20 protein-coding genes are annotated in these 26,363 nt (G+C 69.7%); 12 read left to right on the forward strand and 8 right to left on the reverse strand.

What is annotated here, in order from left to right; translation table 11 throughout:
- Positions 1 to 73: 73 nt before the first annotated feature.
- Positions 74 to 1,105 carry an alanine racemase gene (locus ACWDNY_RS04555; RefSeq protein ID WP_451644223.1) on the forward strand — a complete coding sequence of 344 codons (1,032 nt, stop codon included), beginning with the start codon at positions 74 to 76 and terminating at the stop codon, positions 1,103 to 1,105.
- Between the two features lie 79 nt (positions 1,106 to 1,184).
- Here ACWDNY_RS04555 and ACWDNY_RS04560 read toward each other — a convergent pair whose 3' ends face one another.
- Entirely contained in the window at positions 1,185 to 2,702 is a 1,518-nt protein-coding gene (locus ACWDNY_RS04560) for a glycosyltransferase family 87 protein (protein WP_451644308.1), read from the reverse strand.
- A 261-nt stretch (positions 2,703 to 2,963) separates the two neighbouring features.
- Positions 2,964 to 5,591, reverse strand: a complete 2,628-nt coding sequence (locus tag ACWDNY_RS04565; RefSeq protein WP_451644224.1) for a transglycosylase domain-containing protein — start codon at positions 5,589 to 5,591, stop codon at positions 2,964 to 2,966.
- Between the two features lie 374 nt (positions 5,592 to 5,965).
- On the opposite strand from ACWDNY_RS04565, the gene ACWDNY_RS04570 reads away from it, so the two are divergent.
- The 4 genes from ACWDNY_RS04570 (at position 5,966) to ACWDNY_RS04585 (ending at position 9,732) form a co-directional block, all read left to right on the forward strand.
- Positions 5,966 to 6,649: a PadR family transcriptional regulator gene (locus ACWDNY_RS04570; RefSeq protein WP_451644225.1), complete on the forward strand. Its 684-nt coding sequence runs from the start codon at positions 5,966 to 5,968 to the stop codon at positions 6,647 to 6,649.
- A gap of 44 nt (positions 6,650 to 6,693) precedes the next feature.
- Positions 6,694 to 7,776 (forward strand): inositol-3-phosphate synthase, encoded by a 1,083-nt coding sequence (locus ACWDNY_RS04575; RefSeq protein ID WP_451644226.1) that lies wholly within the window; start codon positions 6,694 to 6,696, stop codon positions 7,774 to 7,776.
- A gap of 76 nt (positions 7,777 to 7,852) precedes the next feature.
- Positions 7,853 to 9,130, forward strand: coding sequence for an MFS transporter (locus tag ACWDNY_RS04580; RefSeq protein ID WP_451644227.1), 1,278 nt, complete (start codon positions 7,853 to 7,855; stop codon positions 9,128 to 9,130).
- A 110-nt stretch (positions 9,131 to 9,240) separates the two neighbouring features.
- Positions 9,241 to 9,732, forward strand: coding sequence for an LppU/SCO3897 family protein (locus ACWDNY_RS04585; RefSeq protein WP_451644228.1), 492 nt, complete (start codon positions 9,241 to 9,243; stop codon positions 9,730 to 9,732).
- 101 nt (positions 9,733 to 9,833) lie between these two features.
- Here the strand turns inward: ACWDNY_RS04585 and ACWDNY_RS04590 are convergent, their stop codons facing one another.
- Positions 9,834 to 11,276, reverse strand: a complete 1,443-nt coding sequence (locus ACWDNY_RS04590) for a CCA tRNA nucleotidyltransferase (protein ID WP_451644229.1) — start codon at positions 11,274 to 11,276, stop codon at positions 9,834 to 9,836.
- A 278-nt stretch (positions 11,277 to 11,554) separates the two neighbouring features.
- Here ACWDNY_RS04590 and ACWDNY_RS04595 point away from each other — a divergent pair, with 278 nt between their 5' ends.
- From ACWDNY_RS04595 to trxA, 7 genes are all read left to right on the forward strand, one after another.
- A complete protein-coding gene (locus ACWDNY_RS04595; RefSeq protein WP_451644231.1) occupies positions 11,555 to 13,963 on the forward strand; it encodes a DUF6049 family protein in 2,409 nt (802 codons plus the stop codon).
- A 44-nt stretch (positions 13,964 to 14,007) separates the two neighbouring features.
- Positions 14,008 to 16,377 carry a murein biosynthesis integral membrane protein MurJ gene (gene murJ / locus ACWDNY_RS04600; protein WP_451644232.1) on the forward strand — a complete coding sequence of 790 codons (2,370 nt, stop codon included), beginning with the start codon at positions 14,008 to 14,010 and terminating at the stop codon, positions 16,375 to 16,377.
- Between the two features lie 118 nt (positions 16,378 to 16,495).
- The gene (locus ACWDNY_RS04605; protein WP_451644233.1) at positions 16,496 to 18,214 is read left to right on the forward strand and encodes a serine/threonine protein kinase; all 1,719 of its coding nucleotides are present in this window, start codon (positions 16,496 to 16,498) and stop codon (positions 18,212 to 18,214) included.
- Positions 18,215 to 18,239: 25 nt separating this feature from the next.
- On the forward strand, positions 18,240 to 18,965 hold the full coding sequence (sigM, locus tag ACWDNY_RS04610; protein ID WP_451644234.1) for an RNA polymerase sigma factor SigM: 726 nt from the start codon (positions 18,240 to 18,242) through the stop codon (positions 18,963 to 18,965).
- Positions 18,962 to 19,966: an anti-sigma factor family protein gene (locus ACWDNY_RS04615; protein WP_451644235.1), complete on the forward strand. Its 1,005-nt coding sequence runs from the start codon at positions 18,962 to 18,964 to the stop codon at positions 19,964 to 19,966. The genes sigM and ACWDNY_RS04615 overlap by 4 nt, the downstream gene beginning before the upstream one ends.
- Positions 19,967 to 20,134: 168 nt before the next feature.
- Positions 20,135 to 21,106 (forward strand): thioredoxin-disulfide reductase, encoded by a 972-nt coding sequence (trxB, locus tag ACWDNY_RS04620; RefSeq protein ID WP_451644236.1) that lies wholly within the window; start codon positions 20,135 to 20,137, stop codon positions 21,104 to 21,106.
- Between the two features lie 48 nt (positions 21,107 to 21,154).
- Positions 21,155 to 21,487: a thioredoxin gene (gene trxA, locus ACWDNY_RS04625; RefSeq protein ID WP_451644237.1), complete on the forward strand. Its 333-nt coding sequence runs from the start codon at positions 21,155 to 21,157 to the stop codon at positions 21,485 to 21,487.
- A gap of 63 nt (positions 21,488 to 21,550) precedes the next feature.
- Here the strand turns inward: trxA and ACWDNY_RS04630 are convergent, their stop codons facing one another.
- The 5 genes from ACWDNY_RS04630 to ACWDNY_RS04650 form a co-directional block, all read right to left on the reverse strand.
- Positions 21,551 to 22,168 carry a GNAT family N-acetyltransferase gene (locus tag ACWDNY_RS04630; RefSeq protein WP_451644238.1) on the reverse strand — a complete coding sequence of 206 codons (618 nt, stop codon included), beginning with the start codon at positions 22,166 to 22,168 and terminating at the stop codon, positions 21,551 to 21,553.
- 331 nt (positions 22,169 to 22,499) lie between these two features.
- Complete coding sequence (locus ACWDNY_RS04635) at positions 22,500 to 23,606, reverse strand: ParB/RepB/Spo0J family partition protein (protein ID WP_451644239.1); 1,107 nt, start codon at positions 23,604 to 23,606, stop codon at positions 22,500 to 22,502.
- On the reverse strand, positions 23,603 to 24,676 hold the full coding sequence (locus tag ACWDNY_RS04640) for a ParA family protein (protein WP_451644240.1): 1,074 nt from the start codon (positions 24,674 to 24,676) through the stop codon (positions 23,603 to 23,605). The genes ACWDNY_RS04635 and ACWDNY_RS04640 overlap by 4 nt, the downstream gene beginning before the upstream one ends.
- Positions 24,677 to 24,985: 309 nt before the next feature.
- Positions 24,986 to 25,702, reverse strand: coding sequence for a 16S rRNA (guanine(527)-N(7))-methyltransferase RsmG (gene rsmG, locus ACWDNY_RS04645; RefSeq protein ID WP_451644241.1), 717 nt, complete (start codon positions 25,700 to 25,702; stop codon positions 24,986 to 24,988).
- Positions 25,703 to 25,843: 141 nt separating this feature from the next.
- On the reverse strand, positions 25,844 to 26,356 hold the full coding sequence (locus ACWDNY_RS04650; protein ID WP_451644242.1) for a Jag family protein: 513 nt from the start codon (positions 26,354 to 26,356) through the stop codon (positions 25,844 to 25,846).
- Between the last annotated feature and the right edge of the window lie 7 nt (positions 26,357 to 26,363).

Consider the following 26,363-nt stretch of genomic DNA (forward strand, 5'->3'; position numbering starts at 1 on the left):
TCCGTCTCCCCCGTTCCCCGTTTCCGTTTCCCCCTGCTACACCGCAGCCACGAGAAAGGTCCCAGGTCCGGCCATGGCGCTCACGCTCTACGTCGACACCGCGCGCTGGCGGGCGCATCACAAGCACGTGCAGGAGCAGTTCCCGGGTCTGGTCCCGGTCTGCAAGGGCAACGGCTACGGCTTCGGGCACGAGCGACTGGCGGAGGAGGCCACCCGGCTGGGCTCCGACATGCTCGCCGTCGGCACCACCTACGAGGCCGCGCGGATCAAGGACTGGTTCAGCGGGGACCTGCTGGTGCTGACGCCGTACCGGCGAGGCGAGGAGCCCGTGCCGCTGCCCGACCGCGTCGTCCGCTCGGTGTCGTCGGTCGACGGTGTCTACGGCCTGGTGGGAGCGCGCATCGTCATCGAGGTGATGTCCTCGATGAAGCGGCACGGCATCACCGAGCAGGAGCTGCCCCAGCTGCACGCCGCCATCGAGAACGTCCGCCTGGAGGGCTTCGCCATCCACCTGCCGCTCGACCGCGCCGACGGCTCGGACGCCGTCGAGGAGGTCATCGGCTGGATGGACCGGCTGCGTGCCGCCCGGCTGCCCCTGCACACCATGTTCGTCAGCCACCTGAAGGCCGACGAACTGGCCCGTCTGCAGCAGCAGTTCCCGCAGACCCGCTTCCGGGCCCGGATCGGCACCCGGCTGTGGCTGGGGGACCACGAGGCGACCGAGTACCGCGGCGCCGTCCTGGACGTCACGCGCGTCGCCAAGGGCGACCGCTTCGGCTACCGGCAGCAGAAGGCGGCCTCGGACGGCTTCCTGGTGGTCGTCGCGGGCGGTACCTCGCACGGCGTGGGTCTGGAGGCCCCCAAGGCTCTGCACGGCGTCATGCCGCGCGCCAAGGGCGTCGCACGCGCCGGCCTCGCCACGGTCAACCGCAACCTGTCCCCGTTCGTCTGGGGCGGCAAGCAGCGCTGGTTCGCGGAGCCGCCGCACATGCAGGTGTCGATCCTCTTCGTGCCCTCGGACGCCCCGGAACCGAAGGTCGGCGACGAACTGGTGGCCCATCTGCGGCACACCACCACGCAGTTCGACCGCATCATGGACCGCTGAGCGACCCTGCGCCACGCGAGAGGCCGTACCCGGAGACTCCGGGTACGGCCTCTCGCGTAGTGGCTCGGACGTCGTTCGCTCAGAGCGAACGGCCGTCGGGGGCCGACGGGTCGCGGCGGTCCCAGCCCGTGGCGGGCTCGTCGCAGTGGGCCGCGTGACGGGGCGGACGGGCCGCCGCCCCCAGCACGAAGACGTCGCCCGCCCCGTCGAGCACGCCGCCCGAGGGGTCGTCGTCCCCCGCGCGGCGCACCACGTCCCGCTCCGGCACGAGGATGTCGCGCACGACGACCGCGCACAGATACAGCGTGCCGAGCAGATGGACACCGATCGCCCAGTGGTAGCCGTCCATCGGCAGGCCCTTGTGGGCGTCTCCGCTGGTGGTGTACGCCAGGTACAGCCAGATCCCCAGGAAGTACGCCACCTCGCACGCCTGCCAGACAAGGAAGTCCCGCCACTTCGGCCGGGCCAGTGCGGCCAGCGGGATCAGCCACAGGACGTACTGCGGCGAGTAGACCTTGTTGGTGACGACGAAGGCCGCCACGACCAGGAAGGCCAGCTGGGCGAAGCGCGGGCGACGCCGGGCGCTCAGCGCCAGTGCCGCGAGGCCGCCGCAGCACAGCAGCATGAGCAGGGCGGCGACGGTGTTGACGGTGTCGGTGCCCAGCGGCCGGCGGGAGTTCTGCGCCAGGATCAGCCAGAACGATCCGAAGTCGACGCCCCGCTCCTGGCTGAAGCGGTAGAACTTCGACCACCCCTCGAAGGCGAACAGCATCACGGGGAGGTTCACGACCAGCCAGGCGACGGCCGCGCCGCCCAGTGCCTTTCCGTAGTCACGCCACTTGCCGGTGCGCCAGCACAGCACGAGCAGCGGCCCGAGCAGCAGGACCGGGTAGAGCTTGGCGGCCGTGGCGAGCCCCAGCAGGACGCCGAAGGCGAGGGACCGGCCCCGGGACCACATGAGCATCGCAGCGGCCGTCAGGGCGACGGCGAGCAGGTCCCAGTTGATGGTGGCGGTCAGCGCGAGGGCGGGCGCCAGGGCGACCAGCAGGCCGTCCCAGGGCCGGCGGGCGTGCGTACGGGTCACGCACACGGCGATGACGGCCGCGCACCCCATGAGCATCCCGGCGTTGACCATCCAGTACCACTGCTCCTGGTCCTGGATGCTCCCGCTGCCGGGAGTCAGCCAGGAGGCCACCTCCATGAACAGCCCCGTGAGGACCGGGTACTCGAGGAAGTCCATGTCGCCGGGGAGCCGGTCGAAGTACGGCAGGAGCCCGTCGGCGAAACCGCGGCCCTGGTAGAGGTGGGGGATGTCCGAGTAGCACGCCTTCGTGTACTGGGAGCTGGCCCCGAAGAACCAGGCGCCGTCGTAGCAGGGCGCTTTCTGGACCAGGCCGAGGGCGAACATGCCGATCGCCACGAGCGCGACGACCCGCACGGGCGTCCACCAGGACCTCCCGACCAGGGCACGCCGTCCGACGGGTCCGCCGATCAGCTCGCTGCCGGCGGCGGCGACCTCGTCCTCCTGGGAGGGCCGCACCGGACCGGGCTCGTGCACGCTCGCTTGCGTCGATTCAGCACTGGGCATGCCGCACATCCTGCCGTACGCGCCAGGGAACACGGCGGGGCATGCGTCACCCGGCAGGTTCACCGGTTCCTGTTTCACGTGAAACGCCCAGGAGCCGACGGACCGGACACCACGGACACGAACGGGCACCGGCCCCAGCGGGGGCCTCTGCCGAGGGGGCCATGCGGCCCCCGGTGAGGCGCGTCCGGCGACGGAAAGGGCCGGGCCCTCGGAATCCCTCCGAGGGCCCGGCCCCTTTCACTCTCGAACGGCTCGGCGGCTGGGCAGCCCCTAATTGCTTGTGCCGCCGAAGAAACCGCCTCCGGGACCGTTGCCTCTGGTCCCGTTGCCGTCGCTCACGCTCGGCGACGGGGACGTGGTCACGCCGCCGCCCGTGTTGCCGCCGTTGGCGTTACCGCCGTTGACGTTGCACCCGAAGAAGCCGCAGCTGTTGCTCGGGGACGGGGACGGGCTGGTGGGCGTGACACTCGGCGACGGGCTCGGCGAGGGGCTCTCCTCGACGGTCTCGGACGGGGTGGGAGTCACCGACGGGCTCGGCGCGTCGTTGATGACCTTGCCGATGGGCTCCGCATCCGGGAAAGGCTTGTGCGCGTCGCCCCTCGTCGCCTCCGCCATGTAGTCCTTCCAGATCTGGGCCGGGATGTCACCACCGTGGATCGACGGGACGCCGCCGGTGCCGTTCATGGACAGCAGCTCGGCCTTGGCGGGATCGGTACGGAACAGGGTGACGGCCGTGGACAGCTCCCGTGTGTACCCGACGAACCACGCCGACTTGTTCTTGTCGGTCGTACCCGTCTTGCCGGCGGCCGGGAAGCCGATGTCCGCGATCTTCTTCGCGGTACCGTTCTCGACCACGTTCTCCAGGACGTCCGTGACGTTGTTCGCGATGTTCGCGTCGAGCGCCCGCTCGCCCTTCGGTGCCGAGAACTCGGGCAGGTCCCTGCCGTCCTTCTTCACCGCGGTGACCGAGTACGGCTCGTAGTGCGTGCCCGAGCTGGCGAAGGTGCCGTACGCGTCCGCCATGCGGATGGCGCTCGGGGTGGACGTACCCAGCGAGAAGGACACATTGCGGAGGTTCCCCTTGTCGAAGGACTCCGGGAGGATGCCGACCGACTGCGCCAGGCTCCTGGTGTTCTCCAGGCCGACGTCGATGCCCAGCTGGGCGAACGGCGTGTTGATCGACTGCTCCATGGCCTTCTTGAGGGTGACCATGCCCCAGTTCGTCGTCCCCTCGTTCTTCTGACGGAACGGCTTGCCGTCGTTGCCCATGATCGGGTCACCGTTCTGGTTCCGGATCACGACCAGGTCGTCGCCGTTGTACCTGGCCATGGGGGACAGCGGCTCGGGGCGGGTCTCGTACGTGCCGTACTTCATCGCGGCGGCCAGCACGAACGGCTTCCAGGTCGAGCCGACCGGGACACCCGAGGTGTTGGCGTTGTTGGTGTAGTGCCCCTTGTTGTAGCCGTCGCCGCCGTACAGCGCGACGATCGCGCCCGACGTCGGGTCCACCGAGGCCGCGCCGAACTGGACGTGCGTGTCCAGGTCCGGACGCTTCTTCGGGTCGAGGAAGCTCTTCTTGGTCTTCTGAACCGCGGCCTCCAGTTCCTGGACCTTCTTCTTGTCGAAGGTCGTGTAGATCCGGTAGCCGCCCTTCTCGAGCTGCTCGGGGGTCAGACCCGTCTTCTTCGCCACGTACTCCTTGGCGATGTCCACGAGGTAGCCGGTCTGTCCGGACAGGGAGGAGGTGGGCGCCTTGAACCTGGGGAACTTGCTGGGGTCGGGCCGCTCGGCCGCCGGCAGCTTCCCCAGCTCGACCATGCGGCCCAGGATCCAGTTCCAGCGCTCCTTGGCCCGCTGGGTGTTGGCCTCCTCGGTGGCCGCCGCGCCGATACCGCCGTCGGGGTTGTAGAGGTTCGGGCCCTTGAGGACGGACGCGAGGAAGGCGCACTGCTCGGTGGTGAGCTTCTTGGCGTCCACGCCGAAGTAGGCCTGGGCGGCGGCCTGGATGCCGTAGGCGTTGCGCCCGTAGTAGGCGGTGTTCAGGTAGCCCGCGAGGATGTCGTCCTTCGACATCTTCGAGTTGACCTTGATGGAGATGAAGAGCTCTTTGAACTTGCGGGCGACCGTCTGTTCCTGACTCAGGTAGGTGTTCTTCACGAACTGCTGGGTGATGGTCGAGCCACCCTGCGTCTCACCGCCCCGGGCCATGTTGACGAAGGCACGCGCGATACCCGACGGGTCGACGCCCTTGTCCGTGTAGAACGACGCGTTCTCCGCGGAGACCACCGCGTTCTTCATGTCCTTCGGGATCTCCGACGGCGGCACGATCTGGCGGTTGGCCTGGCCACCGGTGGCCGCCATCTGAGTGCCGTTGGACCAGTAGAAGACGTTGTTCTGGGCCAGGGCCGTCTCGTTGACCTTCGGGATGCCGACCATCGCGTACCCGATGCCGGCCGCGACCATCAGCCCGCCGATCAAGGTGAGGAACGAGCCGGTGACCAGCCGCCACGACGGCAGCCAGCGCGCGGCTCCGTACCTGCCCGCCCGCGGATAGTCGACGAAGCCCTTCCGCGCGGGCGGCACCGGGCGGCCCCTTCCGCGCCCGGGACCGTTCGGGCCGCCGGGGCCACCACGTCGTCCCGGCTCGGCCGCCCTGCGGCGGCCGCCGTTTCTCTGTGCGGCCCGGCGGGCCTCGGCCCGACCGCCGTAGGAGTGCTCATCACCCCCCGCGCCGGGCGACACCGACCCATAGGAACTGGGCCCATAGGAGTCGGCAGGAGATCCGGTGGCGCCTCGCGGTGCCGCGCGGCGGTCGGAGGACGAACCGGACTGGCCGCGTCGGGCCGCGGCACGTCCGCCTCCCTGCGGCTGCGGCGGTTTGCGACGGTGCTCGCTCATCGAACGATTACTCCTCGGGCAGGCGCACCCTTGCGCGCCTGGAAACAGCGGCTGGTTTCCGGTCCCCCCGAAGTACGGATGCGGTCGGTCCCGCATTCACCCGTACTGCACCGAGGACGAGGACGTCCCCGGGCGTCACTCGGTTCCCGGCGGTGTGCATGGCGCACAGACTACGCACCGTCAAAACCCCCCGAGGCCCGAAGTTCACCCCAAATCAGGCAACTTGCCTCCAACGAATCGATGATGTGATCCCGTTCACTCTCCCCCCTCTTGTCCCGCCCGGAGGGCCGTTCTATCGTCGTGATGTATCGAGTCGATACATCGGCGCGAGATAAGCACCGTCACGGCATGTCCGCGGCAGAGAGGAGGCGACGATGGGCCGGCGTTCCGGGATCCTCGAGTTCGCCGTACTCGGCCTGCTCCGCGAATCCCCGATGCACGGCTATGAGCTGCGCAAACGGCTCAACACGTCACTGGGTGTGTTCCGTGCGTTCAGCTACGGGACGCTCTACCCCTGCCTCAAGACGCTGCTCGCAAACGGCTGGTTGATCGAGGAGCCGGGGAACACCGCCGAGGAAGCCGCCGCCGCCCCGCTCACGGGGCGCCGGGCCAAGATCGTCTACCGGCTGACGGCGGAGGGTAAGGAGCACTTCGAGAAGCTGCTCTCCCAGACGGGCCCCGACACGTACGACGACGAGCACTTCGCCGCACGCTTCGCCTTCTTCGGGCAGACCTCCCGGGACGTGCGCATGCGCGTCCTCGAGGGCCGCCGCAGCCGGCTGGAGGAGCGCCTGGAGAAGATGAGCGCCTCCCTCGCGCGCACCCGCGAGCGCCTCGACGACTACACCCTCGAGCTCCAGCGCCACGGGATGGAGTCCGTGGAGCGCGAAGTGCGCTGGCTGAACGAGCTCATCGAGAGCGAGCGCGCCGGGCGGGACCTGAAGGGTCCCGCATCCGGCGGATCCGCTCAGCAGGACACCACCAAGGGAACGACGGGCGGCCTGCCCCGGCCCGGGAACACGTCCCGGCCGGATACGCCCGACGACACCGCCACATGAGGTCCCGTCGGGGCTTCACCGAGAACACACAGGGAGCAACCGGAATGGGTTCGGTTCGCGTAGCCATCGTCGGCGTGGGCAACTGCGCCGCGTCGCTGGTGCAGGGCGTCGAGTACTACAAGGACGCCGACCCGGCGTCCAAGATCCCGGGCCTCATGCACGTGAAGTTCGGCGACTACCACGTGCGGGACGTCGAGTTCGTCGCCGCCTTCGACGTCGACGCGAAGAAGGTCGGCCTCGACCTCGCGGACGCCATCGGCGCCTCCGAGAACAACACCATCAAGATCTGCGACGTCCCGAGCACCGGTGTGACGGTCCAGCGCGGCCACACCCTCGACGGTCTCGGCAAGTACTACCGCGCCACCATCGAGGAGTCCGCCGAGGAGCCGGTCGACGTCGTCCAGGTCCTGAAGGACAAGCAGGTCGACGTCCTCGTCTGCTACCTGCCCGTGGGCTCCGAGGACGCGGCGAAGTACTACGCCCAGTGCGCCATCGACGCCAAGGTCGCCTTCGTCAACGCCCTCCCGGTCTTCATCGCCGGCACCAAGGAGTGGGCGGACAAGTTCACCGAGGCGGGTGTCCCGATCGTCGGCGACGACATCAAGTCGCAGGTCGGCGCCACCATCACGCACCGCGTCATGGCGAAGCTGTTCGAGGACCGGGGCGTCGTCCTGGACCGCACGATGCAGCTGAACGTCGGCGGCAACATGGACTTCAAGAACATGCTCGAGCGTGAGCGCCTGGAGTCCAAGAAGATCTCCAAGACGCAGGCCGTCACCTCCCAGATCCCCGACCGGGACCTCGGTGAGAAGAACGTCCACATCGGCCCTTCCGACTACGTCGCCTGGCTCGACGACCGCAAGTGGGCCTACGTCCGCCTCGAGGGCCGCGCCTTCGGTGACGTCCCGCTGAACCTGGAGTACAAGCTGGAGGTCTGGGACTCCCCGAACTCCGCCGGCGTCATCATCGACGCTCTGCGTGCCGCGAAGATCGCCAAGGACCGTGGCATCGGCGGCCCCATCCTGTCGGCGTCGTCGTACTTCATGAAGTCCCCGCCGGTGCAGTACTTCGACGACGAGGCCCGTGAGAACGTGGAGAAGTTCATCCGCGGCGAGGTCGAGCGCTGACGCTCCGCTCCGCAGGCTGTGGAAGATCCCCGAGGCGCCGCGCCCGGGGATCTTCCCGTATGTGAGGCTGTGGCCCATGTCCGTCGCACGCGACCTGAGGGCCCTGCTCCGCTTCCGCGGCTTCCGGCGCCTGCTCTCCGTACGGCTCCTCTCCCAGGGCGCCGACGGCGTCTACCAGGTCGCGCTCGCCACCTACGTCGTCTTCTCCCCGGAGCGGCAGGCCTCCGCAGCCGCGATCGCCTCCGCGATGGCGGTGCTGCTGCTTCCGTACTCCGTCGTCGGTCCCTTCGCCGGCGTCCTGCTGGACCGCTGGCGGCGGCGTCAGGTGTTCCTCTACGGCAACCTGGCCCGCGCGCTGCTGGCCACGCTCACGGGCGCGCTGATGGCCGCCGCCGTCCCCGGCTGGCTGTTCTACGCCTCCGCGCTGTGCGTCACCGGGATCAACCGCCTCGTCCTCGCCGGCCTGTCCGCCGCACTGCCGCGCGTGGTCGACGCCGACCGCCTGGTGATCGCCAACTCCCTGTCGCCCACCGCAGGGACCCTGTCCGCCTTCGCGGGGGGTGGTCTGGCGTTCGCCATACGCCTGGCGGGGGCCGACTCCGATGCCGCGGTGGTTCTCCTGGCAGGCGCCCTGTACCTCGGCGCGGCCCTGGCGTCGCTGCTCATGCCACCGGAGCTGCTCGGCCCGGCTCAGGAGCTGGTGCGGCCAAGGCTGGGCGCGGCGCTGAGGGGCACGGCCCGCGATCTGGTGGCGGGCGTGCGTCACCTCGCGGCGCCACCGCGCCGGGAGGCCGCCTGGGCGCTGGTCTCGATGACGCTGATGCGGTTCTGCTACGGCGCGCTGACGGTCATGGTCCTGATGCTGTGCCGGTACGGCCTGACGTCGAGCGCCGATGACGGGCTGCGCCTGCTGGGGCTGGCGCTGGGGTTCTCCGGAGCGGGATTCTTCGCCGCGGCCGCCGTGACGCCCTGGGCTGCGGGCCGGCTCGGTCCGGCCCGCTGGATCGTCGTGTGCGCCGCGTCGGCAGCGCTCCTGGAGCCCGCCCTCGGCCTGCCGTTCGTCACGGGGCCCCTGCTGGCCGCGGTCTTCGTCCTGGGCCTGGTCACCCAGGGCGCGAAGATCGCCACGGACACGGTCGTGCAGTCCTCGGTCGACGACGGCTTCCGCGGCCGGATCTTCTCGGTGTACGACGTGCTGTTCAACGTCGCGTTTGTCGGCGCCGCGTCGGTCGCGGCGCTGGTGCTGCCGCCCGATGGTCGTTCGGCGGCTCTGGTGGTCACAATCGCGTTGCTCTACGCAGCGATTGCGACCGTTATGGCCCGCTTTGAGTACGAGTCAGTGTCACATCAATGACACAGAGTCTCCCCGAGGTTGGAGAGATGTCAGTGCGGACCGATAACTTACGTGCATCTTATTCGCGCCATGTCCGCGTCACATGCGCCCAAGTTCGAGGGGGACCCCCAATGACCACTCCGCCGCCGCCCCAGGGTCAGAACCCGTACGCCCAAGCACCCACCGCGCCCGCGGAGCAGCAGCCCGGTCAGCCGGGGGGCCCGCAGCAGCCCTACGCGCCCTTCCCGCAGCAGCAGGGCGGACCCGTGCCTCCGCCGGCGGCGCCGGCCAAGCGCGGAGGGAAGAAGTTGCTCCGCATCCTGGGCGTGATCGTCGTCGCCGTCATCATCGGTGTCATCAAGTTCGGCATCGGCTGGTGGGCCAGCGAGACCGACGCCGAGACGACCTCGGTCGGCGCCTGCATGCACAACGACGGCTCCGACTCCAACGCGGACCTCAACGAGGTCGACTGCTCGTCCAGCGAGGCCCAGTACAAGGTCGTCCAGAAGTTCGACAACACCAGCGACGACAGCAAGTGTGAGGCTGTGAAGGACGCGGAGATCGCGTACTACCAGTCCGGCAACAACCACGACGTGGTGCTCTGCCTGAAGCAGACCAAGTAACGCACCCGTCCAGGGCGAGGGGCGATGTTTCACGTGAAACATCGCCCCTCGGCGTTTTCGGGGGGTCGTGTTTCACGTGAAACACGGCCCTTCTCATGGCCTCAGCCCTGCTGAGCCCACCACTCCTTGAGCGCGGCCACCGCGGCATCGTGTTCCATCGGGCCGTTCTCCAGCCGGAGTTCCAGCATGTACTGGTAGGCACGGCCGACGACTGGACCGGGCCCGACGTCGAGAATCTGCATGATCTCGTTACCGCCCAGGTCGGGACGGATCGCGTCGAGCTGCTCCTTTTCCTGCAGCTCCGCGATGCGCGCCTCCAGGCCGTCATAGGCACGGGACAAGGCCGCGGCCTTGCGCTTGTTGCGCGTGGTGCAGTCCGAGCGGGTCAGCTTGTGCAGACGGCTCAGCAAAGGGCCGGCATCACGGACGTAGCGGCGAACGGCGGAGTCCGTCCACTCGCCGGTGCCGTAGCCGTGGAAGCGCAGGTGCAGCTCGACCAGCCGGGAGACGTCCTTCACGAGCTCGTTGGAGTACTTCAGGGCCGTCATCCGCTTCTTGGTCATCTTCGCCCCGACCACCTCGTGGTGGTGGAACGAGACCCGGCCGTCCTTCTCGAAGCGGCGCGTGCGCGGCTTGCCGATGTCGTGCAGCAGGGCGGCGAGACGGAGGGTGAGGTCCGGGCCGTCCTTCTCCAGGGCGATCGCCTGCTCCAGCACGATCAGCGTGTGCTCGTAGACGTCCTTGTGGCGGTGGTGCTCGTCGCTCTCCAGACGGAGCGCGGGCAGCTCGGGCAGCACCCGGTCGGCGAGGCCGGTGTCGACCAGCAGCGACAGACCCTTGCGCGGGCAGGACGAGAGGAGCAGCTTGTTCAGTTCGTCCCGGACCCGCTCGGCCGAGACGATGTCGACGCGTCCCGCCATCTCCTTCATCGCGGCGACGACCTCGGGGGCCACCTCGAAGCCGAGCTGGGCCGCGAAGCGCGCGGCCCGCATCATCCGCAGCGGATCATCGGAGAACGACTCCTCCGGAGTGGCGGGGGTGCGCAGCACGCGGGCCGCGAGGTCCTCCAGCCCGCCGTGCGGGTCGATGAACCTCTTCTCCGGCAGAGTCACGGCCATCGCGTTCACGGTGAAGTCGCGCCGGACGAGATCCTCCTCGATGGAGTCGCCGTAGGACACCTCCGGTTTGCGCGAGGAGCGGTCGTAGGCCTCGGACCGGTAGGTGGTCACCTCGATCTGGTAGCCCTGCTTCTGTGCCCCGACCGTGCCGAAGGCGATCCCGACCTCCCACACCGCGTCGGCCCAGGGGCGCACGATCTGGAGTACGTCCTCGGGGCGGGCATCGGTGGTGAAGTCCAGGTCGTTGCCGAGCCGGCCGAGCAGCGCGTCCCGGACCGAGCCGCCGACCAGGGCGAGCGAGAACCCGGCGTCCTGGAAGCGGCGCGCGAGGTCGTCGGCGACGGGGGCCACCCGCAGCAGCTCGCTCACCGCGCGCTGCTGTACCTGGCTCAGGGCAGTGGAAGTGTCTTCGTTGGCGTTCGGCACAACAAAAGAGGGTACGTGGCCGCGGCCGTCGGCCGCGCCGTCGCGAAGGGGGCGGGACCGGCTGTCCGGAAGGACCGGAACACCCCTCCCCAGCAGGGACGCACGGGCAGAACCTGTGACGTAGGGAACAGGTCCCTGGATGTCCGCTCATTCCGGCGCTCCGCCGGTGCCGCGCGATCTTGAGGGTGCCTCCGCGGCACTTCCCCTCGGCGCACATCGTTACCATGCCTGGACGCACATTCCGAGACCACTGACGACGACGAGGGACGGGCGAGCGCGTGGCCGAGGCGGCAGACTTCCAGGGGACCAGTCCCTCACCTGCCCGCCGCTGGCTGCGGCGTACCGGAGCACTGCTCGCCGGCGCGCCGCTGCTCGCCGGCCTGCTCCAGCTGCCGGCTGCGCCGTCCGCGCAGGCCACGGGCCAGGACGCCGCTCGGGCCGCATCCGGCTCGCGCACCGTCGCCGTCTCCGTGGACTCACTCAGCCCCAGCGCTCCCTCGGACGGGGACACCCTGACCGTCTCCGGCACGGTGACGAACAACGGCAAGCAGGCGGTCACCGGTGCCCATGTGGGCCTGCGGGTGAGCTCAGCGCTGAACACCCGCTCGGCCATCGACACGGTCACCCGGCGCACTGGGTACACCCCGGGGACGGACGGCCCGGAGCTCGGCAGCCCGTACGTCCAGAAGTTCGCCAGGCTGGCGCCGGGTGTCGCCGAGCACTTCAGCCTGTCCGTACCGGTCGACAAGCTGGACCTCGGCGCCGACGGGGTGTACGGGCTGTCCGTTGCACTGTCCGGCCGGACGGCGGCCCAGCCCTGGGACGACGTCCTGGGCATCCAGCACACGTTCCTGCCGTGGCAGCCCGAAGAAGCGGACCCGAAGACCAGGACGACGTATCTCTGGCCGCTCGTGTCCACCGTCCACATGACCGCGGAAACGGGCCCCGGCGAGCAGCAGACGCCCGTCTTCCGCAACGACGACCTGGCCAAGGAGATCGCTCCGGGCGGCCGTCTGGAGCAGATGCTGTCGCTCGGCCAGGACCTCGACGTCACCTGGGTGATCGATCCGGACCTGTTGGCCTCGGTCGACGCCATGACGCGGAACTACCAGGTGCGGACCAGCGCCGGTGACCCCACGCCGGGCACCCACCAGGACGTTGCCAAGCAGTGGCTGGCCAGGCTGCAGCAGGCGGTGGCGGGCAAGGAGGTCGTGGCGCTGCCCTTCGCCGACCCGGACCTGGCCTCGCTCGCCCACAGCGGTACGAGCGTCAGCGGCTCGCTGAGCCAGCTCAAGGACGCCACCGATGTCGCCGCCAGCACGGTGGAGACCGTGCTCCACGTGACGCCGAGCACCGACTTCGCCTGGCCCGTCAACGGCGCCGTCGACCCGTCGATCGTCAAGGTGGCCACCTCCGCGGGCGCCGACAAGGTGATCGCGCGCAGCGACAGCCTCCAGGAGCCGGACGGCCTGACCTACACGCCCTCCGCGTCCCGCCCCATCGGTGGCGGTACCACGGCGGTCGTCGCGGACGCCCAGCTGTCGACGGCGTTCGAAGGCGACCTGACCCGGGCCGGCGCCACCACGCTCGCCGTGCAGCGGTTCCTCGCCCACAGCCTCGCGCTCGGCCTGCAGACGGGCAAGCAGCGCAGCGTCGTCGTCGCCCCGCAGCGCATGCCGACGACGAGCCAGGCCCAGACGATGGCGCAGGCCCTGCGTGTCCTGCAGCAGAGCACGTGGTCCGAGGCCCAGGGACTGACCGCGGCGGCCAGTGCCAAGCCCGACGCGGGTGCCACCACGAAGATCCCGCCGGCGTCGAAGTACCCCTCCTCGCTGCGCAAGCGGGAGCTGACCCGTCCCGCCTTCCAAGCCATCGCCCGCACGCAGGACAAGGTCGACAACTTCAAGGTGGTCCTGACCGACGAGTCCCGGGTGGTCACTCCGTTCGGACGGGCCATGAACCGCGAGATGTCCACGTCGTGGCGGGGCCTGGCCACTCGGGCGCAGGCCTTCCGCAACGGCGTGGAGACACACCTCGACGACCTCACCCGACAGGTCAAGCTGATCGACAAGTCGGAGACGAAGCTCTCCGGACGCAGTGCCACCATCCCGGTGACGGTGCAGAACAACCTGGTGCAGGGCGTGGATCATCTGGTCCTGCGGCTGACCTCGACCAACCCCACGCGCCTCAAGATCGGCGGCAAGGCGTTCGACGAACGGCCGGTGACGGTCGCCGGCGGTCACAGCCAGTCGGTGAAGTTCAACACGTCGGCGAATGCCAACGGGCGCGTGACGGTGGTGGCCCAGCTGTACACGCAGGACGGCCAGGAGTACGGCGGGCCCGTCGCCTTCGACGTGAAGGTGACCGAGATCACGGCCACCGTGATGCTGGTCATCGGCGGCGGAGTCCTGCTGCTCGTCCTCGCCGGCTTCCGCATGTACACCCAGCGCAAACGCGCGGCGGGCCGCGACGACGCGGAGGGCGGTCCCGACGCGGAGGATGCCGCCGGGGCGGTGGCCGAAGGCGCCCAAGGGCCTGGAAACGCCGAGGGCGGTGCGGACCGCCACGAGGGGAAAGCCGGCCCCGGACCCGGACCGGACACCCCGGAGCAGGCGAGTGACCCCACGCCGGACACCGCAGCGGGAAACGGTGACCCGTCCGGCGCGGGTGAGAAGGTGGACCGTTGAGTTTGTCGTGGCCGGTGGGCCCGGGACGATGAGGTGGGGTAACCATGAACGCGCCGTACGACGGTGACCGTGGCGGGGCCGTGGGCGGCTCGGGCCACCCCGAGACCCCGCCGCCCGAGCCCGGCCGGGTGCCGCCGCAGCCGCCGACGGACAGGTACCTCCAGGACTCCTATGCCGAGGACCCGTACCGGGCGCAGGACCTCTCCGCCCAGGACCCGGTCGGGGAGGCGCTGTACGACCGCGCCGCGCACCCCCCGCCGCCGGGCACGTCCCAGCCCCAGCAGCCGCTGTACGGCCGACCGCCGCAGTCTCCGCACGCCCCCGACCCCCGGGTGTGGGCCCAGACCCCGGCGCCGGAGCCGTCGGGCCCCACCCAGTACCTGCCGCACGGCGAGGACCCCCGGAACACCCAGTTCGTGGGCGTCGACGACCTGGTCTCCCACGCCGGTGAGGAGCACCACGAGCCGGACGCCTTCGCGCACCTCTTCCGGGACCAGCAGCAGGGTGGCTTCCAGAGCCCTGCCCAGGGCGGCGTGCACGCGGCGCAGCAGGGCGGTCTCCAGGAGCCGCAGGATGGCTTCCACACACCGCAGCACAGCTTCCAGGACCCCCGGCAGGCCGGTGGACGCCCGGCCGCGGAGACACCGTCGCCGGTACCCGGCCCCTCACCGGCCCCGGCCGCCGGCCAGGGACCGGCGGGGCCGTACGCGGCGGGGCCGGGGGCCGCGACCGGCACGGTCGCCCCGGCAGCCGCTGCCCCGCCCGCGCCGGCCACGAAGAAGAGCGGGCGGGCGTCGGGTCTGCTGAAGTCGAGCGCCGTGATGGCCGCCGGCACGATGGTCTCCCGTCTCACGGGGTTCATCCGCTCTGCCATGATCGTTGCAGCGCTGGGCACGGCTCTCCTGGGGGACACCTTCCAGGTCGCCTACCAGCTGCCTACGATGATCTACATCCTCACCGTCGGAGGCGGCCTCAACTCCGTCTTCGTGCCGCAGCTCGTCCGTGCCATGAAGGAGGACGACGACGGGGGCGAGGCCTTTGCCAACCGGCTGCTGACCCTGGTCGTCGTCGCGCTGGGCGTACTCACCGCTCTGGCCATGCTGGCTGCGCCCGTGCTGGTCCGGATCCTGTCCAACCCGGTCGCCAGCGATCCGGCGGCCAACGAGGTGGGCATCACCCTCACCCGGTACTTCCTGCCCACGATCTTCTTCATGGGCATCCACGTGGTGATGGGCCAGATCCTCAACGCACGCGGCAAGTTCGGCGCGATGATGTGGACGCCGGTCCTGAACAACATCGTCATCATCGTGACGCTGGCGGCGTTCCTGTGGGTCTACGGCACCGCTGCCGACAGCCACATGAGCGTCACGAACATCCCGCCGGAGGGACAGCGCCTGCTGGGGATCGGAGTGCTCCTCGGTCTCGTCGTGCAGGCCCTCGCGATGATCCCCTACCTGCGCGAGACAGGATTCAAGCTCCGTCTGCGTTTCGACTGGAAGGGCCACGGGCTCGGCAGAGCGGCCGTGCTCGCCAAGTGGACGGTTCTCTTCGTCCTCGCCAACCAGGCGGGTGCTCTCGTCGTCACCCAGTTGGCGACCGGCGCGGTGACGGACACGAGCATCCCCGGCACGGGCTTCAGCGCCTACGCCAACGCCCAACTGATCTGGGGCCTGCCGCAGGCGATCATCACGGTTTCCCTGATGGCGGCCCTGCTGCCCCGGATCTCACGCTCGGCCGCCGAGGGCGACGGCGGCGCCGTACGCGACGACATCTCGCAGGGACTGCGGACGACGGCGGTCGCCATCGTGCCCATCGCCTTCGGCTTCGTCGCCCTCGGTATCCCGATGTGCACCCTGATCTTCGGATCCTCCGGCACTGCGGCCGCCACCAACATGGGCTACATGCTGATGGCGTTCGGCCTCGGTCTCATCCCGTACTCCGTGCAGTACGTCGTCCTGCGCGCGTTCTACGCCTACGAGGACACCCGGACGCCCTTCTACAACACGGTCATCGTGGCCGCCGTCAACGCGGGCGCCTCGGCCCTGTGCTACTTCCTCCTGCCGGCCCGTTGGGCCGTCGTGGGCATGGCTGCCTCGTACGGCCTCGCCTACGCCATTGGAGTGGGCGTCGCCTGGAACCGGCTGCGCAAGCGGCTCGGCGGCGACCTCGACGGCTCGCACGTGCTCCGGACGTACGCGCGGCTCTGCATCGCCTCGGTGCCGGCCGCCCTCCTCAGCGGCGCGGCCTGCTACGGCATCGGCCACACCCTCGGCCAGGGCGTCCTCGGCTCGTTCGCCGCGCTTCTGGCCGGAGGCGCCGTCCTGTTCGGCGTCTTCTTCGTCGCCGCCCGCCGCATGCGCATCGAGGAACTCAACTCGCTCGTGGGCACGGTCAGAGGGCGCCTGGGGCGCTGAGGCAGGGGTACGCGCACAACCATCGTCCGCACCCGTGTGTCGTGCATAGCAGCGGACTGTGGGCACAATTGGTTTCGGCGTCGGACAGCGCGCAACGGATGGGGAGGCAGGAGCGGCGGTGGCGGAACGGAGCACGGCTGCCGTCGACGTGGCAGAGAACAGCGGCGAGGAGTCGCTGACCGCCAAGGCGGACCTGTCCACGGGCGACGGGGTGGCCCAGAAGCGGGAACGGGACACGGACAACGACGAGGCACAGGGGAGCGACGGAATCACGGTTCCCGGAAGGAAGGCCTCAACACCCGAACTGCACAGCGGCCACAAGCTCGCCGGACGCTACCGCCTGGAGGAGTGCGTCACCCGTCTGGACGGATTCAGCAGCTGGCGTGCGGTGGACGAGAAACTGCGGCGGGCCGTAGGCGTCCACATCCTGCCGGCGGACCACGCGCGGGCCCGCCCCGTGCTGGCCGCGGCCCGGTCCTCCGCCCTGCTGGGCGATCCGCGTTTCGTCCAGGTGCTCGACGCCGTCGAGGAGAACGACCTCGTCTACGTCGTCCACGAATGGCTCCCCGACGCGATCGAACTGACCACGCTCCTGTCCGCAGGGCCGCTGGAACCTCACGACGCCTACCAGTTGGTCAGCCAGATCTCCTCCGCCATGGCCGCGGCCCACCGCGAGGGACTCGCCCATCTCCGCCTGAACCCCAACGCCGTCCTGCGTACCTCCACCGGTCAGTGGCGCATCCGCGGCCTCGCCGTGAACGCCGCGCTGCGGGGTGTCAGCTCCGACACCCCGCAGCGCACCGACACCGAGGCGATCGGTGCCCTCCTCTACGCGGCGCTCACCCAGCGCTGGCCGTACGAGAGCGACGCGTACGGCCTGTCCGGCCTGCCCAAGGACATCGGTCTCATCGCCCCCGACCAGGTGCGTGCCGGCGTCCACCGCGGTCTGTCCGAGCTAGCCATGCGTGCCCTGGTGAACGACGGCGCCACTGCCTCCCGCCACGAGTCCGCCTGCACCACGCCGGAGGAACTGGTGAAGGCGATCGGCGAGATGCCGCGGATCCGCCCGCCGGAGCCCGACTTCACCGCCCCGCCCGAGTACCAGCGCACGACCTATCAACAGGGCGCGTACGGCCGCCCGGCGCCGCACCCCGGCGCCTCCCGGTCGGCGCCCACTCCGCCGCCCCCACTGCAGAGCCGCACCGGCAAGGCCCTCAAGTGGGCCGTCTCCGCCCTTCTCATCGCCGCCCTCGGTCTGGGCAGCTGGCAGCTCGCGGAGGCCCTGATGGACCGGGGCAGCAGGTCCAACAGCGACGACCAGACACAGACGACGGACGGCAACGACAACGCCAAGCTGCCGGAGCCGGTCAAGCCGTTCGCGATCCAGGGGGCGCAGGAGTACGTCGCCAGCGGTGAGGCCCAGGCACCCGAGGACGTAGCCAAGACCTACGACGGCAGCAGCTCCACGTACTGGCGGACCAAGCGCTACAACGCAGGGCCGAAGCTGGCGCCCTACAAGCCGGGTGTGGGCATCGTCTACGACCTGGGCTCGGCCCAGGAGGTCTCGACGGCGTCGATACAGCTGAGGTACCCGGGAGATCACACCACCATCCACCTGTACGCCACGGACTCCCTGGCTCCCTCGACCGGGATCGACGGGATGAAGGAGATCGGAACCGCCCAGACCAGCGGAACCTCTCTCACCGTGAAGGCGGACAAGCCGGTGAAGACGCAGTACGTGCTGCTGTGGATCACCGATGTGCCGATGGCGCCGAGTGACGGCTTCAGCGGCTCCGGCTACAAGCAGGCCATCACCGACCTGAAGTTCATGGGCTGACGGCTCGCGGAGGGGGAGGGGCCCGATGACGGAAGGCGGCGGGCACGACGGTGCGAACGATCACGATCTGCTCACCCGGCACGTCGAAGGCGATCCCGACGCCTTCGGGGAACTCGTGCGGCGGCACCGTGACCGCCTCTGGGCCGTCGCCCTGCGCACGCTGGGCGACCGTGAGGAGGCCGCCGACGCGGTGCAGGACGCGTTCGTCTCCGCCTACCGCGCCGCCCACACCTTCCGCGGGCAGTCGGCCGTCACCACGTGGCTGCACCGCATCACGGTGAACGCCTGCCTGGACCGGGCCCGTAAGGCCGCTTCACGCAAGACCGCGCCCATGGACGATCCCGAGCGTCTCGAGCAGCTGCTGGAGCCGCACGAGGCGGCCTCCGCGCCGGCCGAGCGGAACGACGTGCACCGGCAGCTCGTCGAGGCGCTGGGCACGCTCCCCGCGGACCAGCGGGCGGCACTCGTCCTGGTCGACATGCAGGGCTATCCCGTCGCCGAGGCCGCCCGCATCCTCGAGGTGCCGATCGGGACGGTAAAGAGCCGCTGCGCCCGGGGCAGAGCCCGGCTGCTGCCATTGCTCACCCATCTGCGGCCCGCACGCGCCGGTGCCCGGACGGAACCGGAGCCGTCAGGGAACCGGACGCGGGCGGCGTCCGTCCCACCGGCAGCGAAACCTCTGGACACGGATCCACAGGACCCGGGGCCGAGCGACTCAGCTGCTGTGAAGGGCGGAGGTGGACGAGCATGACATCGACGGCAGACGCGGCCGGACATCCGGACGTCGAGGAGATCTCCGACCTCACCGAAGGCCTGCTGTCCGCCCCGCGCGCCGCGGACGTGACACGGCACCTGGACGGTTGCGAGCTGTGTGCGGACGTCCACGCCTCCCTGGAGGAGATACGGGCTGCGCTGGGGTCGATGCCGGACGCGCCGCGCATGCCCGCGGACGTCGCGGGCCGTATCGACGCGGCCCTGGCGGCACAAGCGCTGCTGAACGCCACGGAGCCCGAGCCCGGGAGCACGCCGGCCCTCGCCGGCGCCTCCTGGGACGAGTCCGATCCCGGAGAGGGGCCTGAGGACACGGAGGCCGCCCCGGGCACAGGCGGGGCGGCGCAGAGGGGCGCGGCTCGGGAGGCGGACGGCAGCCGCGTTTCACGTGAAACATCGAGCACCCGCCGCGCAGGGCACACCCGGCCCGCCGACACGGGCCCTGGCCGCAAGGGCCGCCCGTGGCGCGGGCGCCGCCGGATCGCCGTCCTCGGGTCCGCGCTCACCGTCGTCGTCCTCGGCATGGTGTCCGTCGTGCTGGCGTCCGTGCAGGGCGACGGCGAGGACTCCGGCACCAGCGCTCACCGCAGGCCCTCCGCCACAGTGGACGCGTTCTCCGAGGACACCCTCGGCACGCAGGTCGGGGATCTGCTCGGCCAGGCCGGCCGGTCACCGGGCGCCAGCCGCACCCCGCACACCTTCGGCGCGGGCTCCGCGCCGGGCACGGACGGGCCGAACGTCCTGAAGGACCGGCCCGCCGTCTCGCTTCCCCCCTGTGTCCGGATCGGCCTGGGCCGGGACGACGACGCACTCGCCGCCCGGAAAGGCGTCTACAGCGGCAGGGACGCCTACCTCGTCGTGCTGCCCGACGCATCCGGCGATGCCACCCGGGTAGCGGCCTATGTCGTCGACGCCTCCTGTGTCCAGCACCCCTCGGCTCCGGTCGGCATCCTGCTGTCGCGCTCCTATCCACGTTCCTGAGCACGTGCGATCGTTCAGCGTTCCCCGCGGTGTGGCGTAGGCTTCGCGCCGCGCGTGCCCCGGCCCGCCGGGAATGCGAGGCCCGTAGGATCCGTTGGGTGGGGTGAGAGCTGTGAGTGAGGCTCCCGCCGGACCGTACGACACAGTCCAGAGACGAGGAATCAAGCCGTGAGCGACGTCCGTAACGTGATCATCATCGGCTCCGGGCCTGCCGGATACACGGCGGGGCTCTACACTGCGCGCGCATCGCTGAAGCCGCTCGTGTTCGAAGGAGCCGTCACTGCGGGCGGTGCCCTGATGAACACCACCGAAGTCGAGAACTTCCCCGGCTTCCGTGACGGCATCATGGGCCCCGAACTCATGGACAACATGCGCGCCCAGGCCGAGCGCTTCGGTGCCGAGCTGATCCCGGACGACATCGTCTCCGTCGACCTCACCGGCGACGTCAAGACCGTCACCGACACGACGGGCACGGTGCACCGGGCGAAGGCCGTCATCGTCGCCACCGGCTCGCAGCACCGCAAGCTCGGTCTGCCGAACGAGGACGCGCTCTCCGGACGCGGCGTCTCCTGGTGCGCCACCTGTGACGGCTTCTTCTTCAGGGACCAGGACATCGCTGTGATCGGTGGCGGTGACACCGCGATGGAGGAGGCCACCTTCCTCTCGCGGTTCGCCAAGTCCGTGACGATCGTCCACCGCCGGGACACCCTGCGCGCCTCGAAGGCGATGCAGGAGCGTGCCTTCGCCGACCCGAAGATCAGGTTCGTCTGGGACAGCGAGGTGGCCGAGATCCAGGGTGACCAGAAGCTCTCCAGTCTGAAGCTGCGCAACCTCAAGACGGGCGAGCTCTCGGACCTGGCGGTCACCGGCCTGTTCATCGCGATCGGCCACGACCCGCGCACCGAGCTGTTCAAGGGTCAGCTGGACCTGGACGAGGAGGGCTACCTGAAGGTCGACTCCCCGTCCACCCGCACCAACCTGACCGGCGTCTTCGCCGCGGGTGATGTGGTCGACCACACCTACCGCCAGGCCATCACGGCGGCCGGCACCGGCTGCTCCGCCGCTCTCGACGCCGAGCGCTTCCTCGCGGCCCTTTCGGACACCGAACAGCAGGCCGAGCCCGACAAGACCACCGTCTGATCACTCTCTCCCTCCACCCCACCGCACGAACCAGTTAAGGAGCCCTCTGTGGCCGGCACCCTGAAGAACGTGACCGACGCATCCTTCGAGCAGGACGTCCTCAAGAGCGACAAGCCTGTCCTGGTGGACTTCTGGGCCGCCTGGTGCGGCCCCTGCCGTCAGATCGCTCCGTCCCTGGAGGCGATCGCCGCCGAGTACGGCGACAAGATCGAGATCGTCAAGCTGAACATCGACGAGAACCCGGGTACCGCCGCCAGGTACGGCGTCATGTCGATCCCGACGCTGAACGTCTACCAGAACGGCGAGGTCGCCAAGACCATCGTCGGTGCGAAGCCGAAGGCTGCGATCGTCCGCGACCTCGAGGACTTCATCGCCGAGTGACGTTTCACGTGAAACACGAATGGGCCGGCCCTCAGGGGCCGGCCCATTCGGCGTTCCGCTCCCTCAGAGCGGCCGCAGGGCCGGTTCCTTCTGGACGGCACCCAGGAGCCGGTCGATGGCCATCTCCACGTCTTCCTTCCAGGACAGGGTCGACCGCAACTCCAGACGCAACCGCGGGTAGTTCGGGTGAGGCCGGACCGTCTTGAAGCCCACGGCCAGCAGATGCTCGGCCGGCAACAGGCAGGCGGGCTCCGTCCAGCGCGCGTCGCCGAAGGCCTCGATGGCTTTGAATCCGCGCCGCAGCAGGTCCTTGGCGACCGTCTGAACCATGACGCGCCCCAGTCCCTGTCCCTGGTAGCCCGGCATGACGAAGCTGGTCATCAACTGCACCGCGTCCGGAGAGACCGGGCTGGTGGGGAATGCCATGGAGCGCGGCACGTAGGCGGGAGGAGCGTAGAGGACGAACCCCACGGGCACATCGTCCACGTAGACGACCCGGCCGCACGAGCCCCAGTCGAGCAGCACGGCCGAGATCCAGGCTTCCTTCTCCAGTGCGGAGGTCCCCGCCTTCACCGCGGCTTCGCCGCTGACGGGATCCAGCTCCCAGAAGACACACGCGCGACAGCGCGTGGGAAGGTCCTGAAGATTGTCCAGCGTGAGCGGTACGAGCCTGCGCCCCATGAAGGGGGTACCTCCCTTCCCTCTTCTTGCACTGCCTTCCGGACGGCCGCCAGAGCAGTCCGTTCCCTCAGGAGGCTGCCGACGAACCCGCCGAGCGCGCCCGTTCCCCAGCACACTGCCACCAGTACGGTGCGGCTCACTCCTCGCATGGCCCCGCTTCCTGATCGAGGTGCCGACAGGTGCATACGCATACGCCACACCTGATCGCATCGTATCCACGATGCTTTTCCGTCGATACCGCCTGAAAGCAAAGAGCGGGCCGTGTTCCGGTGCACTCCGGACACGGCCCGCTTCTGCCGAACGGCCGAGGTAAACCCCTCCAAGGAGGGTCTCAGGCGTCCGTCTCCTCCTCCGAGCTCCCGTGCACGAGGCTCTTCTGCAGAACGGGGCCCTCACCGGGCGCCAGCGTGCCGAGGATGCGCTCCAGGTCCTCCATGGAGGCGAACTCGACGGTGATCTTTCCCTTCTTCTGCCCCAGGTCGACCTTCACCCGGGTCTCGAAGCGATCCGACAGCCGTGTCGCGAGGTCGGAAAGAGCCGGGGAGACAAGAGCGCCCGCACGGGGCCCCTTGGATCGCGAGGGCGTCTGGGGTCGGGACCCCATAAGGGTCACGATCTCCTCGACGGCTCGGACCGAGAGGCCTTCGGCCACGATCCGGTGCGCCAGACGATCCTGCTCCTCGGAGTCCTCCACCGAGAGCAGCGCCCGCGCGTGCCCGGCGGACAAGACCCCGGCGGCGACCCGACGCTGCACCGCAGGGGACAGCTTGAGCAGGCGCAGGGTGTTGGAGACCTGCGGGCGCGAGCGGCCGATCCGGTCCGCCAGCTGGTCATGCGTGCACTTGAAGTCCTTCAGCAGCTGGTCGTAGGCCGCAGCCTCCTCCAGCGGGTTCAGCTGGGCCCGGTGCAGGTTTTCCAAGAGGGCGTCCAGCAGGAGCTTCTCGTCGTCCGTGGCCCGGACGATCGCCGGGATCGCCTCGAGCCCCGCCTCGCGACAGGCCCGCCAGCGCCGCTCGCCCATGATGAGCTCGTAGCGCGACGGCCCGAGCTGCCGCACGACGACGGGCTGGAGCAGTCCCACCTCCTTGATGGAGGTGACAAGCTCGGACAGCGCGTCCTCGTCGAAGACCTCTCGCGGCTGGCGCGGGTTCGGGGTGATGGAGTCGAGGGGAAGCTCGGCGAAGTGGGCACCCATGGGGGGTGCGGGTGTGTCCGCGCTGCCGCCAGCACTCGATTCCTCGGTTTCACGTGAAACAGAAGGCAGCGCGGTCACCTTGGCCGCGGCCACTCCGCGGTCCGTGGTCAGCACCGGCACACCTGCGGAAGACGTCGGAGCAGAGCTCCCGACACCGGCGGCCGCCGGCGTCCTCTCCCCGGTCGGGGCAGCAGGAATCAACGCGCCGAGACCACGGCCCAACCCCCTGCGTCGCTCACTCACTGGATCCCCTCCACCATGTTCGGATCACTCTGGGCGCCGATATGGGCGTGGGCCGCGTCGTAACGGACGCCCACACCCCTCAGCGCGATTTCTCGTGCCGCCTCAAGATAGGAGAGGGCACCACTGGAACCAGGATCGTAGGTCAACACCGTCTGTCCGTAACTCGGCGCCTCCGAGATACGGACCGAGCGGGGAATGCTCGTCCGCAGCACCTCGTCGCCGAAGTGACTGCGCACCTCCTCGGCAACCTGGGACGCAAGGCGCGTCCGGCCGTCGTACATGGTGAGCAGGATGGTCGACACATGCAGCGTGGGGTTGAGGTGCCCCCGCACCAGGTCGACGTTGCGCAGCAGCTGGCCCAGGCCCTCCAGCGCGTAGTACTCGCACTGGATGGGGATGAGGACCTCCTGGCCGGCGACCAGGGCGTTGACGGTCAGCAGGCCGAGCGAGGGCGGGCAGTCGATGAGGATGTAGTCCAGCGGCTGCTCGTACGCCTGGATCGCCCGCTGCAGCCGGCTCTCCCGCGCCACCAGGGACACCAGCTCGATCTCCGCACCGGCGAGATCGATCGTGGCCGGGGCGCAGAAGAGACCCTCGACGTCGGGGACGGGCTGGACGACCTCCGCGAGCGGCTTGCTCTCCACCAGGACGTCATAGATGGAGGGGACATCGGCGTGGTGATCGATCCCGAGGGCGGTGGAGGCATTGCCCTGAGGGTCGAGGTCGACCACCAGAACGCGGCCGCCGTGCAGGGCCAGGGACGCGGCAAGGTTGACGGTTGTCGTCGTCTTGCCCACCCCGCCCTTCTGGTTGGCGACCACGATGACGCGGGTCTGCTCGGGTCGTGGCAGACCCTCGCCTGCGCGCCCCAGAGCCTCGACCGCCAGCTGGGCAGCACGACCGATGGGAGTGTCGTCCATGGGGGGCGGCGTTTCACGTGAAACATCCTCCCCCGGCGACTCGGTACGGGGACCGGGGACCGGATCGGTCATCGGTCCCGCGATGTTGGCGTCGGACCGCAAGGATTCACTCTCCTCGACTTCAGGCTCGCAATGAACAGAGCCTCCCATGCCTTCGGGGTCGCGAACCAGTGAGGCCTGGCGTTCTGTGGAGAAATCCACCTCTGTGGACAACTCCGTGCCCCTCACGGGGGACGGAGCAGTGCCGAGGGCGGGGATCTCATCGAGGGAACCGAGCGGCTTACGCTCGCGCGATGGGGCCGCAGCGCGGCCGCGGTTGATGATGCCGTGCAGCAGTGAGCGACGTTTCACGTGAAACACGATGCACAGCAGGCGTGGCCGAACTGTCGCGACACTCCGGAATGCGCAAGTTGGGCAGCTTGTGTGGAGTACGACGCCCCAAGCAGACGCCAAGCACCGCTAGCGGCGACGGCGTACTCGTCCCGTCCGAGCGGCCTTCGCACGCTTGGCCGCGAACCGGACACCACCGGGGCTCTCCCCGACCTCGACCCGCACCACCGTGGAGGGCGGATCCACGACGCCTTCACCCACATGCAGGATGGACGTCTCGACGGCACCGAGTTTGCTGAGTGCGGTCGCCGCGCTCTTCAGCTCCTCCTCTGCCGTGTCCCCCTTGAGCGCCAGCATCTCCCCGTACGGGCGCAGCAGCGGGATGCCCCAGGCGGCGAGGCGGTCCAGGGGGGCCACGGCCCGGGCCGTCACCACATGGACGGGCGGCAGCTTGCCCATGACCTCCTCGGCGCGGCCCCGGACGACGGTGACGTGGTCCAGACCCAGCAGCTCGACGACCTCGGTGAGGAAATTCGTGCGCCGCAGCAGGGGCTCCAGCAGCGTGATCTTGAGATCCTCCCGGACGAGCGCCAGGGGAATGCCCGGCAGGCCGGCGCCCGACCCGACGTCGCACACCGTCACCGCCTCGGGCACGACCTCCGAGAGCACCGCGCAGTTCAGCAGGTGCCGCTCCCACAGGCGGGGTACTTCCCGGGGACCGATCAGTCCTCGCTGCACACCCGCCTCAGCGAGCAGCTCCGCGTAGCGCACCGCATCCGCGAAACGATCGCCGAACACCTCGCGCGCCTGCTCGGGCGCCGGGGGAAGCTCCGCTGCCTCCGTCACGGGGGACCGTCCTTCCGTACCGCTCCAGCGCCGTACGCGCTGATCACCAGGACTACCAGGGACCGTCAGCCGTCAGGACCAGGCTGACAAAGTGAGGCCCCGTCTGCGCAACAGACGGGGCCGGTGGAACTCAGGGACCGATCAGGCGGGAAGCACGACGACGAAGCGCTGCGGCTCCTCGCCCTCGGACTCGCTGCGCAGGCCCGCGGCCTTGACCGCGTCGTGCACGACCTTGCGCTCGAACGGGGTCATCGGATTCAGCTTCACCGGCTCACCGGTGCTCCTTGCCTCGGCCGCGGCCTTGGCGCCCAGCTCGGAGAGCTCGCCGCGCTTCCTCGCCCGGTAGCCCGCGATGTCCAGCATCAGGCGGCTGCGGTCGCCGGTCTCCCGGTGCACCGCCAGGCGCGTGAGCTCCTGGAGCGCCTCCAGCACCTCGCCGTCCCGCCCGACCAGTTTCTGCAGGTCGCGGCTGCCGGTGTCACTGACGATCGAGACAGCGGCGCGGTCGGCCTCGACGTCCATGTCGATGTCGCCGTCAAGGTCGGCGATGTCCAGCAGACCCTCGAGGTAGTCCGCCGCGATCTCGCCCTCCTGCTCCAGGCGGGTCAGCGCGTCTGCACCCTCGGCAGCCGCGGAGGTGGTGCCTTCCGTCACGGGATGG

Source organism: Streptomyces sp. NPDC003697, assembly GCF_053587115.1.

Bases quoted from the DNA above. Each gene is read 5' to 3' on its own strand.
- ACWDNY_RS04615 (WP_451644235.1), top strand. From the start codon at position 18,962: ATGACATCGACGGCAGACGCGGCCGGACATCCGGACGTCGAGGAGATC.
- ACWDNY_RS04640 (WP_451644240.1), bottom strand. From the start codon at position 24,676: ATGGGAGGCTCTGTTCATTGCGAGCCTGAAGTCGAGGAGAGTGAATCC.
- ACWDNY_RS04575 (WP_451644226.1), top strand. From the start codon at position 6,694: ATGGGTTCGGTTCGCGTAGCCATCGTCGGCGTGGGCAACTGCGCCGCG.
- ACWDNY_RS04565 (WP_451644224.1), bottom strand. From the start codon at position 5,591: ATGAGCGAGCACCGTCGCAAACCGCCGCAGCCGCAGGGAGGCGGACGT.
- ACWDNY_RS04580 (WP_451644227.1), top strand. From the start codon at position 7,853: ATGTCCGTCGCACGCGACCTGAGGGCCCTGCTCCGCTTCCGCGGCTTC.
- ACWDNY_RS04560 (WP_451644308.1), bottom strand. From the start codon at position 2,702: ATGTGCGGCATGCCCAGTGCTGAATCGACGCAAGCGAGCGTGCACGAG.
- ACWDNY_RS04570 (WP_451644225.1), top strand. From the start codon at position 5,966: ATGGGCCGGCGTTCCGGGATCCTCGAGTTCGCCGTACTCGGCCTGCTC.
- ACWDNY_RS04585 (WP_451644228.1), top strand. From the start codon at position 9,241: ATGACCACTCCGCCGCCGCCCCAGGGTCAGAACCCGTACGCCCAAGCA.
- ACWDNY_RS04630 (WP_451644238.1), bottom strand. From the start codon at position 22,168: ATGGGGCGCAGGCTCGTACCGCTCACGCTGGACAATCTTCAGGACCTT.
- ACWDNY_RS04555 (WP_451644223.1), top strand. From the start codon at position 74: ATGGCGCTCACGCTCTACGTCGACACCGCGCGCTGGCGGGCGCATCAC.
- murJ (WP_451644232.1), top strand. From the start codon at position 14,008: ATGAACGCGCCGTACGACGGTGACCGTGGCGGGGCCGTGGGCGGCTCG.
- sigM (WP_451644234.1), top strand. From the start codon at position 18,240: ATGACGGAAGGCGGCGGGCACGACGGTGCGAACGATCACGATCTGCTC.